This window comes from Haemophilus parahaemolyticus, from assembly GCF_018373095.1.
In the GTDB taxonomy this organism is placed as follows: domain Bacteria; phylum Pseudomonadota; class Gammaproteobacteria; order Enterobacterales; family Pasteurellaceae; genus Haemophilus_A; species Haemophilus_A parahaemolyticus_A.
This window is the reverse complement of sequence record NZ_JAHAHT010000004.1, coordinates 1-14,443: the sequence shown is the minus strand read 5'-3', so window position 1 is coordinate 14,443 and position 14,443 is coordinate 1. Positions and strand designations below refer to the sequence as shown.

The window sequence follows — 14,443 nt, the reverse complement described above, 5'->3', positions numbered from 1 at the left end:
TAGCGTTATTATCTATTGCCCTTTTAGAATTTTCAAAAGATTTTGAAAATAATTATTTCACTTCACGAATCATAATTTCAGACGGAATAACCTGACCTTGCCAGTATAATTCAGAAGCCACTTTGCCCGCTAACTCAATATAGGCTTGGCTGATTTCGTGGGTTGGATCTGCCTCAACAGTTGGTATTCCCGCATCTAAATCTTGACGCAAACGAATGTGCAACGGCATTTGCCCTAATACTTGCGTGCCGTAGCGTTTCGCAATTTTTTCTGCTCCACCTGTGCCAAAAATATCTTCGTGGTGTCCACAATTTTGGCAGATGTGCACGCTCATATTTTCGATGATTCCCAACACTGGCACTGACACTTTTTGGAACATTGAAATCCCTTTAATCGCATCTAGCAATGCTATGTCTTGCGGGGTAGTCACTACAACCGCACCTGTCACAGGAATTTGTTGAGAAAGGGTAAGTTGAATATCGCCCGTGCCTGGTGGCATATCGATGACCAAATAATCTAATTCATTCCACCAAGTTTCGTTAAGTAATTGGCTTAATGCACTGCTTGCCATTGGTCCACGCCAAATGGTTGCATTATCTTCCGCCATCAAATAGCCGATTGAGTTTGATTGAATACCGTAAGTTTCAATTGGCGTGATATGTTTGTTATCTGGCGAAGTTGGACGCTGATCTTTCGCACCTAGCATATGTGGAATAGAAGGACCGTAAATATCAGCATCCAAAATACCCACTTTAGCCCCTTGTGCTTTTAAGGCTAACGCTAAATTTACCGACGTGGTTGATTTCCCTACACCACCTTTGCCTGAAGTAACAGCAATAATATTTTTCACTCCATTCACTGCAGGATGATGATTTGCACGCTTTAAGGTCGCGATGTTGTAATGCAAAATCCATTTAATTTCGCTCGCTCCAGTAACTTCTTTTAACTTTACTTCCGTTGCTTGTTTTAAGGCTTCAAAGCCACTATTCCACGCAAATGGCATAGTAAATTCAAGGCGTAAAATACCTGCACCTAGCTCTGCTTTTTTCAGTGCATTCAATGCAATTAAATCTTTATGTAAAGTTTCGTGCGTAAAATTTTGAAGCACGAACTTGATTTCGTTCAGTTGTTGTTCGGTAAGTTGGTTCATAATTATCCTTAATTAGTAGGTAATCGCTAAAAAATAGGAGATTTAAACAATGAAATCAATCCCTAAAAAGAGGTTATTTAGAAAATTCGTATAATGGTAAGATCGCGACATCTTGCTCTAAAATCTCAACAAGTTGTTGAATTAACGTAGCACGTTTCGTTCTATTTAGCTTTTTAGTCTGTAATTTTGCTAATAACTTATCCACATCAGCATTAGCGTATCCGTTGTAATTTTCAGGGCTTTTTGAAGCAAAGCGAGCTAAAAAAAGCATTGGATTAGTTTTTTCAACACATTGCTCATTGCGAATAATATGGTATTTACCTTTATTCCTTTGTGCAATCAACTCTGATTTTTTGACCGCTTGCGGATTAACACGAATCAGATCTGATTGTGCCAATGCTCGGCTGATTTGTCTTCCAATAACGTTATGTGGCTTTTGATTTTCAAATAGAATATTCAAATGTAATGGCGACTTGGGACGTATGCCGCTCTGCATCAGCAACTGTTCAACCGCAATGGGCGACCAATAACTTTCCGTTTCTACTTGTAACGATTTCGGCAAAATATGGTGATTGGTTTCACCATTTTCATATTTGATCCGATTTGAAAAGACCATCGCTTTAATAGCTTGGCGAACTTCAGACTTTTTTAACTGCGGATCGTGAAAATTAAAATCGTAAAAATAAGTGCAAAGTTTAGCTGACGAAGCGGCTTTCTCTACCGTTTTGGCATTCGCTGGCAAAAAGAAACAAAAACAAGCGGTAAATATTGCAAAATTTTTTGCAAATTTCACCGCTTGAGATTGAAAAAGAGAATAAGCCATACAAATACCTGAGTATATTTCTAAACTATGGCTATTATACGCTAATTTGGAGAAATTAATAAAGAAAAGGACAGAGATCATAATCTCTGCCCTAACATAACGTAATAGATGATTACTGTGCTGTCGAATTTAGCTGTTGCATAAACTCTTCATTCACATCAATTGACGCACGCTCACGTAAATTGTTGATTAAATCGGCACGTAAGGTGGTGCGATTTGCGTCATCAAATTGAGCTTGAAGTGGTTTAAATTCATTTAATGAACCATCTTCTACTTTATCTAATGCCACTAATAGCACATCGCCTTGAGTATTACGAGTGACACTGAAAGTTGGTTTGTCCGCTGGTTTTGGCATTGCAAATACCGCTTTGGCAAATGCAGGTTGTTCTGCTTGTGCTTGAACATAAACAAGTGTTTGAACTCCGCCGAAAGTAACCTCATTTTTACCTTCGCTTAATGCTTTTACCTGAGCATTCGCTTGAGCTAGTAATACTGTTTCCGCTTTCTCACGTTTCACCATCGCTTCCACGTCTGATTTCGCTTCATCAAACGTTTTCTCACGTTGTGGTTCGTGTTGTTTTACACGGAGAAACATCGTGCGAGAGGCATTTTCATTGCCCACTTCTAATGCCTCTGAGTTTTGACCTGATTGTGCTAAATCACCTTCAAAAAGCACTTTAGTTACCGCATCAGATTTTAATGCTTCTGGTAATGTTTCACGAGAGAACATTGGCGTTGTTTGCACCTCAACACCAGCTACTTTTGCAACTTCTTCTAATGAACTAATATTTTCATTTGCCCTAGTTGCCATATCGCGAGTGACAGTTGAATATTCAGCACCAACTAATTCGTGACGCAAGGTATTCACAATGTTTTCTTTCACTTTCTCTAGCGGTAACGCTGTTTCTGGTTTACGATCTAACACTTTAATAATGTGATATTCATTGCCCATTTTGACTGGTTGACTAACTTGCCCTATTTGCAATGCGTTCGCAGCCTTTTCAAACTCAGCTGGAAATGTGCCCGCTTTTGCCCAACCTAAATCACCGCCTTTGGTTGCCGATAATTTATCTAACGATTTTTCTTTTGCAAGGGTTACAAAATCAGCACCTGACTTTAATTGCTGCTCAATAGCCTGCGCTTCTGCTTCATTTGTTACTTGAATATGTGCAAATTGAGATTCGCCTTTGGTGACATATTGTGCTTTATTCGCTTCATAATAAGTAGCAATTTGCTCATCCGTAACCTGCACCTTATTTTCTACTTGTTTTGGAGATAAAGTTACATATTCCACCACAAACTGCTCTGGCATCACTAATTGTGTCTTATGCTTATCATAGAAAGCCTGCAACTCCTCTTGTGAAGCGGTCTGTTTTTGCACTTCATTTGCTAAAGAGTAAGACGCTAAACGCACTTGGCGTTTTTGGAATAACAATTTTGCCAACAACTCTTCTTGAGCAGGCACATTAAAATTCGTTCCTAAAACGCCTTCTTCCATTTGAGAAAAAAGAATACCTTGTCCCACAATTTGAGCGTAGCCATCAGCATTTAAACCTGCATTACGTAAAGTTTGTTGATATAAATTATTATCAAACTTACCATTATTTTGGAAATAAGGACTGTGCACAATTTCTGATTTAATTTGATCAACGCTCACGCCTAATTTTAATTCATCAATATATTGGCGAAGTAATTCATCATTAATCAGGTTATTAAGAACAGATTGATCAAACTCTGCAGCAAATTTCGGATTATCCATTAAATCCCAGAATTGCGATCCCATTTGATTCGCCATAGTTTGTTGCTGACGATTTTTTGCATCACTAAATTCACGCTGAGAGATCTCTTTACCATTCACTTTCACCGCTGAAGTATTCACTCCAATAAATCCTGTGCCCACGCCCGCTAATACAAACGAAAGCGAGACAAGGGCAAAAATAATTTTGAAAGTAATCCCATTGCTTTTTTCATGCCATTTTTCAATCATAGAAGTTTCCTAGGTTTAAAATCAGAAAATGTTGTGAATTATACTGTAAAGTCAGCTTTTCTCAAATCTGATTTTTCCATTCTTTATCAATTGATTTATGATAGAATGCACGCTCTTTTCATTTCTCTATTCAGAAACATACAGGATTTTCTTGATGAATATTTATGCCTATATTTGCTTTCTGGCAGCACTTTCTATCTTACTTGGATTTATCACGAGCAAAATTTCTGCTCGCGTGCAATCAACTATCGCCATTACTGCAGCTGCAATGATTTGCTCTCTATTAGTCTGGGTTTTAGGTTCTTTCGGCTGGTTCAAAATTGACGTTATTGCTAAAAATGTGATGGAGCAAATCGACTTCAAAAGTTTCTTACTCAACGGCATTTTAGGCTTCTTACTTTTTGCGGGCTCTTTAGGCGTAAAATTGCCTATGTTGAAAGATCAAAAATGGGAAATCACCGCATTCGCTCTCATTTCAACGCTAATTTCTACCTTCCTGATTGCCTTATTAATTTGGGCACCCGCAAACCTTATCGGCTTACCAATTAATTTTATTTACTGCGTGGTTTTCGGTGCATTAATTTCACCTACCGACCCTATCGCTGTGTTAGCCATTATAAAAAACTTACGTGCTCCAAAACGTTTATCGATGCAAGTTGAAGGCGAGTCACTATTTAATGATGGCGTAGGCTTAGTTATTTTTGTGACGGTTTTTACGGTCGCTTTTGGCGGTCAAGAGGCTTCACTAGGCAATATTTTTAGCCTCTTTATGCACGAAGCTATTGGCGGGATTTTATTGGGTTTCTTACTTGGTTTTATCGCCCACATCCTGATTTCTTCAACCGATGATGGTTCGATGGAAATTCTCATCACACTTACTATTCCAACCGCAGGCTTTATGTTTGCCTCTAATGTGCTACACGTTTCAGGTGCACTTGCAATGGTTGTTTCAGGGATTATGATCGGTAACTGGACGCGCTGTTCAGGTTTCTCTGAACAGAGCCAACGTTATTTAGACCATTTCTGGGAGATGATCGACCACTTTTTAAACTCACTGCTCTTCTTCCTTATTGGCTTTGCGTTGTTGTTGGTAGACTTTGAATTTTACGGCATTCTGTTGATGATTATTGCGATTCCAGTTTGTTTAGTTTCGCGTTATCTCAGCCTCTGGATTCCATTTAAAGGAATGCAACAATTTAGAACTTACAACCCTTATACGCTGAAAATTATGACATGGGGAGGCTTACGTGGCGGTTTAGCACTTGCGATGGCACTTTCTATTCCAAGCAAAACCGCATACGCAGGCTCAATCGATGTGAAAGATTTGATCCTTGTGATGACCTATGCAGTCGTAATGTTCTCCATTCTCGTGCAAGGTTCAACCATAGAACCGATGATCAGAAAATCGAAAACGATTGATCCAAATCGTGAGGAATATTTACAGCCGAGTAAGCCTTAATTTTATTATGGTATAAGCGGTTCTAGAGATGAGGCAAATTTGAAAAAAAGCATTTATGATACCCCCATATTTTTTAAACGCTACCAACAGCTTCGGCACAATCCCATCAGTATGAATGAAATGGTAGAGAAACCAACGATGTTTGCAATGCTACCTGAACTCAAAGGCAAAAAAGTGCTCGATTTAGGTTGTGGAATGGGTGAACATCTTACCTATTATTTAGCACAAGGTGCGAGTAAAGTTGTTGGCTTAGATTTATCGGAGTTGATGCTTAAAAAAGCGGAAGAAGATCTTACTAAGCATTGGCAAAAAGGGCGGGATTTTGTCCTTTTCTGCTCACCAATGGAAGCACTTGATCAAATGCCTGAACAGGATTTCAATGTGGTTGTAAGCTCTTTCGCATTTCATTATATTGAAGATTTTGCCGATTTACTCGTAAAAATATCTTCAAAAATGACCGCTTGTGGCACACTAATTTTTTCGCAAGAGCATCCGATTGTGACCTGCTATCGTAATGGCTATCGATGGGAAAAGAATGAGCAAAAGAAGCAAGTGGCTTATCGCTTGAATTATTATCGCGATGAAGGTGAACGAGATCGCAGCTGGTTTCAGCAATCATTCAAAACCTTTCACCGTACGATGGCAACGATTTTTAATCAACTTATTCAAGCAGATTTTGAAATTACTCAAGTGGAAGAACCGATGCTTGCCAACAAGCCCGAATGGCATAATGAATTTAAAGATTTACAACACCGACCACCACTATTGTTTGTGAAAGCGGTTAAAAAATTGAAATAATTTATTAAGGATAATCTATGTGGTTTAAAAATGTGATGATTTATCGTCTCACTAGCAAGTTAATGCTAGATGAACAAACACTTAATGAGCAATTAACTGAAAATCGCTTCACACCTTGCGAGGCACACGATATAAGCAAATTTGGCTGGAGCCAACCGCTTGCAAGTTCTGATCAACTTTTCTTTTCACAAAGTAAGCAATTTCTGCTAGTTTCTCATCAGGAAAACAAACTTTTGCCTGCAAATGTAGTGAAACAAGAGACGGAAAAACGCATCGTAGAATTAGAGGAAAAAGAGGCTCGTAAACTCAAAAAAACAGAGAAGCAAGCGGTTAAAGATCAGGTTATTTCCATATTGTTACCGCGAGCCTTTAGCAAACATCAATTCATTGCAATTTGGTTGGATTTAGATGCTCAATTAATTTACGTTAATACGGGCTCAAGTAAACGAGCGGAAGATACGCTTGCATTGCTGCGTAAAACCTTAGGTTCGTTGCCAGTTGTGCCAATTTCTTTTGTTATTCCGCCTTATAAAGCCATGACTGACTGGGTAGCAAAAGGTTATACGCCTGCATGGTTAAATTTGTTGGAAGAAGCCGAGTTAAAATCTTTTGAAAGTGGTAGCATAATTCGTTGTAAAAATCAGCTGCTTGAAAGCGAGGAAATTACCCCACACTTACAAGCGGGTAAATTTGTGACCAAAATTGCAATCGACTGGGAAAATCATTTTTCTTGCGTGTTGAATGAAGAAGCGGTTATTTCTCGCCTTAAATTTGCTGATGAAATTCATGAGAAAAATGATGATATTTTAAAAGAAGATATTGCTCAGCGTTTCGATGCTGATTTCTTGTTGATGACCGAAGAATTAAAACACTTTACCCAAAAAATCATTAAAGAATTCGGTGGCATTGAAGAGCGGATTTAATCAAGCTTAGGAAATAATTAAGGGGCTTAATACCAAAATACTTAGCCATTAGCCCCAGAAATTCATAATTATAGCGAATTAAAGAAAATTACAAGAATAATCACTGGGATCACAAATCTTACGTAATTAAACCAAAGATCGGTAAACATTTTTCCTGCCCCTAATTCTTCTTTAGCCTCTTCTTTTAAGACAAAACCAACGAAAATAGCACTACCTAATGCGGTTAAAATAAAGAGAATATTACCGCTAATGTAGTCAAAAGCATCAAAAATGCTTTTACCCATAATGGTGACGTCGTTCCAAAGATTATCGCCTAATACAGATGGAATATTTCCTAAGATGAAAATAACGGCTAATGTAACTGCAATCGCTTTTTTACGTCCCATTTTCGTTTTTTCTTGTAAAGCGGTAATAATCACTTCATAAATTGTTAATGATGTAGTTAATGCAGCAACCACTAACAAACCAAAAAAAATAATCGCAAAGAGCGTTCCACCCCACATATTTGAGAATACGATAGGTAAGCTTTGGAACACAAGGGTTGGACCAGAATTAGTCGGCACGCCAAAGCTAAATAGCGATGGGAAAATCATAAAGCCTGCAAGTACTGCAATGATGGTATTCATAACACCTGTAATGGCGGCAGTTTTTACTAGGTTTTCATTTTTGTCTAAGTAGCTTGAAAGTGTAATTAACACACCGAAACCTAGACTTAATGCAAAGAATACTTGACCTAGCACAAAAACAAATAGTTGTGGGGTGATTTTAGAAAAATCTGGCATTAAGTAGAATGAAATCCCTTCCATTGCACCAGGCAAGGTTACGTTACGAATCACCATCACAAGCAAGAATAAAAAGAGAATTGGCATTAAATATTTAACAGAACGTTCAATACCATCTACGATCCCTTTCACTAGAATAAAGTAGTTTACGATAACGAAAAGAAATGTGTAGGCAATAATTCCCCACGGATTGTCATGGATATTCTCTTTCAAAAAAGATGAAGTGTATTCCACATTAAGTGGCTGAGAAAAATCTAGTTTACCTGTTAAAAGACTGCTGATATATTCTATCACCCAGCCACCAAGCACCATATAATAAGCAAGAATCCCGAAAGCCCCGAGCAAACCAGTGTAACCTAAAATTTTCCAACCTGCGGCAATTTTTTTACCATTTGCATAACCGCTAAACGCATCTATCGCATTCACTTTCATTCGGCGACCAATAATATTCTCAACCAAGATCATCGGAATACCGATCACAATCATTGCAACACAGAATAAGAAAACATAAGCACCACCGCCATTTTCACCTACTAGATAGGGAAAACGCCACGTAGCACCGAAACCGACAGTTGCTCCTGCAACGGTCATTACATAAGCTAATCGGCTCGACCAAGACTGTCGTTCTTCGTGATTAGACATAAAAAAATAAAATCTCCTAAAACAAGTTTACCCTGTTAAACAACAGGGTAAACCTGATAAAACACACTAAAAATTAACGAATAATACCGCGCGTTGAACGCTTAAAGAAATCAAGATAAACCGCAACCACTGGCTCTTTTAACGCCATTTCTTCTAATTCTGGTAAAATTTCTTCTACTGTCTTATTTGAAGTGTAGATTAACTTATAAGCAGCACGAATAGCGTGCATTGCAGGTTTATCAAAGCCGCGACGCTTTAAGCCCTCAAAGTTAATACCGAATGGGCGAGCGTGATTGCCTTGTGCCATCACATAAGGGGGTACATCTTGGCTCACCATAGAACCACCACCAAGCATTACGTGCGAACCAATCACAGCAAATTGATGAATAGCCGACATCCCACCAACAATCACAAAATCATCTAAAGTCACATGACCTGCAAGTGTACCGTTATTTGCGATAATGCAGCGGTTACCAATGCTACAATCGTGTGCAATGTGGCAGTTAATCATAAATAAATTATCATTTCCTACACGAGTCACTCCACCACCTTGTACTGTGCCACGGTGAATAGTCACACTCTCACGAATACGATTACGATCACCAATAATCGTTTTCGTTGGTTCACCCTGATATTTTAAATCTTGGTTGATTTCACCAATGCTTGCGAATTGGAAAATATGGTTATCTTCACCAATTTCAGTAATACCATTAATAACCACGTGCGAATGAATTTTAGTTCTCGCTCCAATTTTCACGTCTTTACCGAGAACAGAAAATGGACCAATTTCAACGTGAGCTCCAATTTGAGCCCCTTCTTCTACAATCGCTAATGGGCTGATTTTTGCGGTTGAATCAATAAAACGCATAATACACTTCCCCTTCCTAATTTGGGTTATTTTCTGGCACACATTAAGTCTGCTTCGCAAACTAGCTTACCATCTACATAGGCTTTACCTGTGAATTTGGTAATACCACGTTTTTCTGTTAGAAATTCAACTTCTAAAACTAATTGATCGCCTGGCACAACAGGGCGTTTAAAGCGAGCATTGTCAATTGCTGCAAAATAATAAAGTTCGCCCTCTTTCATTTTACCATAGCTTGCAACAGCAAGAATACCTGTAGCTTGGGCCATTGCTTCTAAAATTAATACGCCAGGGAAAATGGGTTTTTGTGGGAAATGCCCCGTAAAGCAAGGTTCATTTACGCTCACATTTTTTACCGCTCTTAACCATTTGCCTTCTTTATAGTCTGTTACACGATCCACTAAAAGGAATGGATAGCGATGCGGTAGCATATCCATAATTTCCGTAACTTCAATTACCTTGGGTTCTATATTTTCTTGAATTTCAATTGTCATTATTTAAAAGACCTCTATCAATTTGATTAAATTCAGTTTATTACGCTAGTTTTTTTTCTAATTCTTTAACACGCTCATTGATCTTATCAATATTCATCGTTAAAGCTGCTGTTTTACGCCACTGCTTGTTAGCTTGAGCTGGAATACCTGATGAATAAATGCCTTTTTCAGTAATTGGCTTCATAATCATACTCATCCCTGTGATAATTGCACCATCACAGATTTCCATATGCCCATTCAATACGCTTGCACCGCCAATTTGGCAGAAACGCCCAACCCTCAAACTTCCTGCCATAATAACACCACCTGCAACCGCAGTGCCATAACCAATATGAACGTTATGAGCAATTTGGCAGAGATTGTCAATAATGACATTATCTTCAATTACCGTTGGATCGAGAGCACCACGGTCAATACAAGTACAAGCCCCTATTTCCACACGGTTACCAATAATGACACCACCAGTTTGTGGGATCTTTATCCATTGCCCTTTATCATTAGCATAACCGAAACCATCTGAGCCAATCACAGCTGAAGACTGAATTAGGCAATGCTCACCAATTTTAACTTGATGATAAACAGAAACATTTGCCCAAAGCTGTGTACCTTTACCAATCTGACTATTTTGACCAATAAAACAACCTGCACCGATAACCACATCATCATCAAGCTCCGCACCAGCTTCAATGACCGTATTCGCACCAATCGACACATTTTGCCCTAATTTTGCTTCAGGCGAAATAACTGCACTTGGATGAATATCGGTTGCGGCTTTTGGTGTGCTATCCATATATTGAGCGAGTAAGGCGTAAGCTAAATAAGGATTCACGACGATCACAATATTTTGATCTTCTCGACAAAACGGAACATCATCTTCTGTTACAATAATCGCTCCCGCTTGGCAAGCGGTTAAATTTTCGCGATATTTTGCATTAGAAATAAAGGTAATTTGCGAGCCATTTGCCTTATCTAAAGTGCCAATGCTTTGAATAGGCAAATCGGTGCTACCTCTGACAGTACCACCAATATGCTCCGCTAATTCAATTAAACGGAAAGTAGCCATTATTTTTTCGCTTCTTCTAGTTTAGTTTGCTCAGTTTTTGTTGCATTTGCTTTAGGTGTTTCTGGCAATTTAATTTCTGGATGTTTTGCTTTAATTGCATCTAACACAGCTTCAGTGATATCTTTGCTTTCATCTTCAGCATAAAGTGCAACTTGTGGTTGAAGAATTAGGGTATAGCCTTTTGCTTTCGCTACTTCTTTTATGGTTGCATTCACTTCATCAATCGCTAATTTTTGTGCTTCTTGAGGATTTAAGCCACCATTATTTTTATTCGCTTCTTCAATTTTTTTCTGAAAAGCATCGGCGCGTTTTTGGAAATCTTCGGCTTTTTTCAAAAACTCTTGTTCGCGTTTTTGGATAGTAGCCACTTTATTTTCAAAAGCTTTTGCTTTACTTTCAATTTTCGCTTGGCGAGCTTGGATCTCTTTAGCACGTAAACGCGGTGCATCTTTCTCTAATTGAGCAACATCTTTTTTCAAAGTAGCCTCAAGTGTTGCTTGCTCTTTTTGAATATTCTGAGTATCAACATTAAGCTGATTACGTTCTTCAGTGAGCTGTTTATTTTCTTCTGTTAATTTTTTCTCTTCATCTGCAAATTTAACCTGATTTTCTTTCATAAAATTTTCAAATTTGAGTGAAGCATCAATAATTACAGGATTGTTCTGCATTAGGTAGTTTGGATCAACAAAACCGATAGTATCTGCTGAATTCGCTACAGCGGAAGTGGCAAGTAAAGTGCTTAATGCACTGATTTTAAATAGTTTTTTCATTTTTTATCCTTAAATTAAACAAATTAAAGCAGCTTCTTTTATAAGTTTTTTACAAAATCAACTGCTTAAAAAATTAGAACGTGCTACCGATGTTAAATTGGAATTGCTCAACATCATCATTCTCATATTTTTTAAGAGGTTTCGCATATGAGAATGTAAGAGGTCCAATTGGCGACATCCATTGGAATGAAAGACCCGCAGAAGCACGATAACGTTTCCAATCTTTAGCATCAGCTAAACCTAAATCTTTCAATGTAACGGTGGTATGAGTACTTGAATTATAACCAATCACCGTGTCTTGCTTCCATTTTGTATTCCATACAGTAGCCACATCTACAAATAATGATGTTCTTACATTATGCTGAAATTTATCAGCAATAAATGGTGTTGGTGTAATTAACTCAAGGCTTGCTGATGCCATTGCATCTCCGCCAATAACATCATTACTCGGAGAGTTAAATACCCCACTACTACGATTATAATACAATGCTTTTGGACCTATTGCCCCATAAGAAAATCCTCGAATAGAACCAATACCACCAGCAGTATAAAGCTGGTAGAAAGGTACTTCTTTACCACTAAATCCATTCGCATAACCTAAATTCGCACGTGTTGATATAACCCATTTATGCTCACGATTTAATGGAATATATTTCGCAAAATCAACATTCAAACGATAGTATTTATTATCTGAACCAGGTATCGTGATTTTTCCACCTAAATTAGCTGAGGCGCCATCTGTTGGAAAATAACCACGGTTTAAGCTGTTGTAGTTCCATCCAAATGAGAAGTCATAATCATCAGCTTTCATCTTACCATAGCGTGTTGGATCGACGGTTGAAATAGGGAATTTCATTGAAGTTGCATATTTTTCACGTGTAAACTCACGTTGCACATTACTTAAACTATCATGTGTATAACCTGCTCCGATATAGTATGAATTATATTCATTAACGGGAAAACTCAAGTTTAAATTAGTACCATAACTACGACGTTTGTAAGAGGATACATTATCATTTTTAGAGTTATCATAATCTTCAAAGAAAACATTTCCTCCTAAGCTTATACCATCTTTTGTTATATACGGTTCGGTATAACCCAAAGCAACACTCGTGCCATAGTCATTACGCGTACCGTTTAAGCTAATCGTAGAGCCCATTCCCAAGAAATTATCTTGTTTGATACCAGCTTGGTAACTGATACCACTTTCCGTACCATAACCAACACCAAAGTTGATGCTTCCTGTATTGCGCTCTTTAATAGAGTATACCAAATCAACCTGATCTGTAGTGTTAGGAACTGGAGGCATCTGCATATCAACGCTTTCATAGAACCCTGTTCTTTCTAAGCGAACTTTACCTAATGAAGCATCACTTGTAGATAACCAAGCCCCTTCTTGCTGACGCATTTCACGACGCAATGTTGAGTCAGCTGTAATATTATTACCTTCAAAACGAATTTTGCGTACATAAACCCGAGGTCCGGCATCAACAACAAAGCTTATTTGAACGGTTTTAGCTTCTTCATCAAATTTTGGATATATCTCTACCTGAGCAGAACCAAAACCATTTTCACCTAGCTTTTGTTTAATAGCCTCTTCAATTTTTTGTAAATCATCTTTACGGAAAAGCTCCCCCGTTTGATAATCTTTTAGAAAACTATTTAATTGGCTTCCTAAGTTAGCAGTATTACCAATAATACGCACATCACTAACTTTATATTGCTCGCCTTCTGAGACCTGATAAATTAAATCTACCTCTTTTTTATCATTAGTAAATTTCACATCTGTTCCCGTTAAAGCAAATTTTGCATATCCACGATTCATATAGAAATCACGGATAATCTCTAAATCTTTTGAGTATTCTTGGGATTCAAATTTACTACTTGCAAAAATGTTGAACCAAGAAACATCAGGCTGAATATTTAGCTGTTTAATCAGTTCTTTTGTATTAAATGCGTGATTACCTTCAAAAGTAATATGCTTAACATAAGCTACATCACTTTCTTTAATCTCTAATTTGATATTCATACCGCCGTTATCATCTTTTGTTGTTAACGTATCTATAGTAGTCGTATAACGGCCAATAGAGTGATAATGCTCAATTAAACCTTGCTTAAAAGCTTCTAGTTTTTGAGGATCAAAAACTTCACCTTTCGTAATGAAATTAGCTTTTAAATTTTGCTCTAATGCATCTTTAGGTACTGCACTGTTTCCATCAAGATCAACTTTATTAATAAGAGGACGCTCAATAACATTAATGACAAGTGTATTGCCTTCACGAGTTGCACGTATATCTTGGTAACGATTTTGAATGAATAAACTTCTTACCACATTAGAAATATCTTCATCTGTCGCAGTTTGGCCTATGCGAACAGGCAAAGAAGAGATGATTGCCTTACCCGTTTCAGGTTGTACACCATCAACACGAATATCTTTTACTACGAATGGAGCCGCCATCACACCATTGGCAATTAAAAGAGAAGAAAGCAATAATTTTTTCATTGAAATTATCCTATGAAAGTTTTGTAAAAGAGTAAGCGATTTACACCGCTTGTTTAAAAATGAATAACATCATTGATGAACGCAAATGCCATCAGCGATAATACAAAGAGCGTTCCAAACTGTTGAAAACGTAGCTGAAATTTCTCTGAAACAGGTTTTCGTTTTATCGCCTCCAACGCTAATA

12 protein-coding genes and 1 pseudogene are annotated in these 14,443 nt (G+C 37.8%); 3 read left to right on the top strand and 10 right to left on the bottom strand.

Features of this window, described 5'->3' with window-relative positions; all coding sequences use genetic code 11:
• Positions 1–52: 52 nt before the first annotated feature.
• From apbC to KH943_RS01135, 3 genes are all read right to left on the bottom strand, one after another.
• Positions 53–1,150, bottom strand: coding sequence for an iron-sulfur cluster carrier protein ApbC (gene apbC / locus KH943_RS01145; RefSeq protein WP_304106490.1), 1,098 nt, complete (start codon positions 1,148–1,150; stop codon positions 53–55).
• Between the two features lie 73 nt (positions 1,151–1,223).
• Positions 1,224–1,973 carry an ABC transporter substrate-binding protein gene (locus KH943_RS01140; RefSeq protein ID WP_304106488.1) on the bottom strand — a complete coding sequence of 250 codons (750 nt, stop codon included), beginning with the start codon at positions 1,971–1,973 and terminating at the stop codon, positions 1,224–1,226.
• Between the two features lie 112 nt (positions 1,974–2,085).
• Positions 2,086–3,960: a SurA N-terminal domain-containing protein gene (locus KH943_RS01135; protein WP_304106486.1), complete on the bottom strand. Its 1,875-nt coding sequence runs from the start codon at positions 3,958–3,960 to the stop codon at positions 2,086–2,088.
• Positions 3,961–4,114: 154 nt separating this feature from the next.
• On the opposite strand from KH943_RS01135, the gene KH943_RS01130 reads away from it, so the two are divergent.
• Genes KH943_RS01130 through rdgC form a run of 3 tightly spaced genes read left to right on the top strand, consistent with a single transcriptional unit; the run spans position 4,115 to position 7,140 of the window.
• Positions 4,115–5,419: a cation:proton antiporter gene (locus tag KH943_RS01130; protein WP_304106484.1), complete on the top strand. Its 1,305-nt coding sequence runs from the start codon at positions 4,115–4,117 to the stop codon at positions 5,417–5,419.
• Between the two features lie 39 nt (positions 5,420–5,458).
• Positions 5,459–6,217: a class I SAM-dependent DNA methyltransferase gene (locus KH943_RS01125; protein ID WP_304106482.1), complete on the top strand. Its 759-nt coding sequence runs from the start codon at positions 5,459–5,461 to the stop codon at positions 6,215–6,217.
• Positions 6,218–6,234: 17 nt separating this feature from the next.
• Positions 6,235–7,140, top strand: coding sequence for a recombination-associated protein RdgC (rdgC, locus tag KH943_RS01120; protein ID WP_304106480.1), 906 nt, complete (start codon positions 6,235–6,237; stop codon positions 7,138–7,140).
• A gap of 68 nt (positions 7,141–7,208) precedes the next feature.
• Here the strand turns inward: rdgC and KH943_RS01115 are convergent, their stop codons facing one another.
• The 7 genes and pseudogenes from KH943_RS01115 to KH943_RS01085 form a co-directional block, all read right to left on the bottom strand.
• On the bottom strand, positions 7,209–8,564 hold the full coding sequence (locus KH943_RS01115; RefSeq protein ID WP_304106478.1) for a sodium-dependent transporter: 1,356 nt from the start codon (positions 8,562–8,564) through the stop codon (positions 7,209–7,211).
• Between the two features lie 73 nt (positions 8,565–8,637).
• Complete coding sequence (gene lpxA / locus KH943_RS01110) at positions 8,638–9,432, bottom strand: acyl-ACP--UDP-N-acetylglucosamine O-acyltransferase (protein ID WP_304106476.1); 795 nt, start codon at positions 9,430–9,432, stop codon at positions 8,638–8,640.
• A gap of 26 nt (positions 9,433–9,458) precedes the next feature.
• The gene (gene fabZ, locus KH943_RS01105; RefSeq protein ID WP_304106474.1) at positions 9,459–9,923 is read right to left on the bottom strand and encodes a 3-hydroxyacyl-ACP dehydratase FabZ; all 465 of its coding nucleotides are present in this window, start codon (positions 9,921–9,923) and stop codon (positions 9,459–9,461) included.
• Positions 9,924–9,963: 40 nt separating this feature from the next.
• Positions 9,964–10,986: a UDP-3-O-(3-hydroxymyristoyl)glucosamine N-acyltransferase gene (gene lpxD / locus KH943_RS01100; protein WP_304106472.1), complete on the bottom strand. Its 1,023-nt coding sequence runs from the start codon at positions 10,984–10,986 to the stop codon at positions 9,964–9,966.
• Complete coding sequence (locus KH943_RS01095; protein WP_304106470.1) at positions 10,986–11,756, bottom strand: OmpH family outer membrane protein; 771 nt, start codon at positions 11,754–11,756, stop codon at positions 10,986–10,988. The genes lpxD and KH943_RS01095 overlap by 1 nt, the downstream gene beginning before the upstream one ends.
• Positions 11,757–11,829: 73 nt before the next feature.
• Complete coding sequence (gene bamA, locus KH943_RS01090; protein ID WP_304106468.1) at positions 11,830–14,259, bottom strand: outer membrane protein assembly factor BamA; 2,430 nt, start codon at positions 14,257–14,259, stop codon at positions 11,830–11,832.
• A gap of 53 nt (positions 14,260–14,312) precedes the next feature.
• Positions 14,313–14,443, bottom strand: a pseudogene (locus tag KH943_RS01085) (zinc metallopeptidase RseP); the annotation flags it as partial.

What these genes read in the sequence shown, in the direction of transcription:
- apbC (WP_304106490.1), bottom strand. Translation starts at nt 1,150, where the DNA reads ATGAACCAACTTACCGAACAACAACTGAACGAAATCAAGTTCGTGCTT.
- KH943_RS01140 (WP_304106488.1), bottom strand. Translation starts at nt 1,973, where the DNA reads ATGGCTTATTCTCTTTTTCAATCTCAAGCGGTGAAATTTGCAAAAAAT.
- KH943_RS01135 (WP_304106486.1), bottom strand. Translation starts at nt 3,960, where the DNA reads ATGATTGAAAAATGGCATGAAAAAAGCAATGGGATTACTTTCAAAATT.
- KH943_RS01130 (WP_304106484.1), top strand. Translation starts at nt 4,115, where the DNA reads ATGAATATTTATGCCTATATTTGCTTTCTGGCAGCACTTTCTATCTTA.
- rdgC (WP_304106480.1), top strand. Translation starts at nt 6,235, where the DNA reads ATGTGGTTTAAAAATGTGATGATTTATCGTCTCACTAGCAAGTTAATG.
- KH943_RS01115 (WP_304106478.1), bottom strand. Translation starts at nt 8,564, where the DNA reads ATGTCTAATCACGAAGAACGACAGTCTTGGTCGAGCCGATTAGCTTAT.
- lpxA (WP_304106476.1), bottom strand. Translation starts at nt 9,432, where the DNA reads ATGCGTTTTATTGATTCAACCGCAAAAATCAGCCCATTAGCGATTGTA.
- fabZ (WP_304106474.1), bottom strand. Translation starts at nt 9,923, where the DNA reads ATGACAATTGAAATTCAAGAAAATATAGAACCCAAGGTAATTGAAGTT.
- lpxD (WP_304106472.1), bottom strand. Translation starts at nt 10,986, where the DNA reads ATGGCTACTTTCCGTTTAATTGAATTAGCGGAGCATATTGGTGGTACT.
- KH943_RS01095 (WP_304106470.1), bottom strand. Translation starts at nt 11,756, where the DNA reads ATGAAAAAACTATTTAAAATCAGTGCATTAAGCACTTTACTTGCCACT.
- bamA (WP_304106468.1), bottom strand. Translation starts at nt 14,259, where the DNA reads ATGAAAAAATTATTGCTTTCTTCTCTTTTAATTGCCAATGGTGTGATG.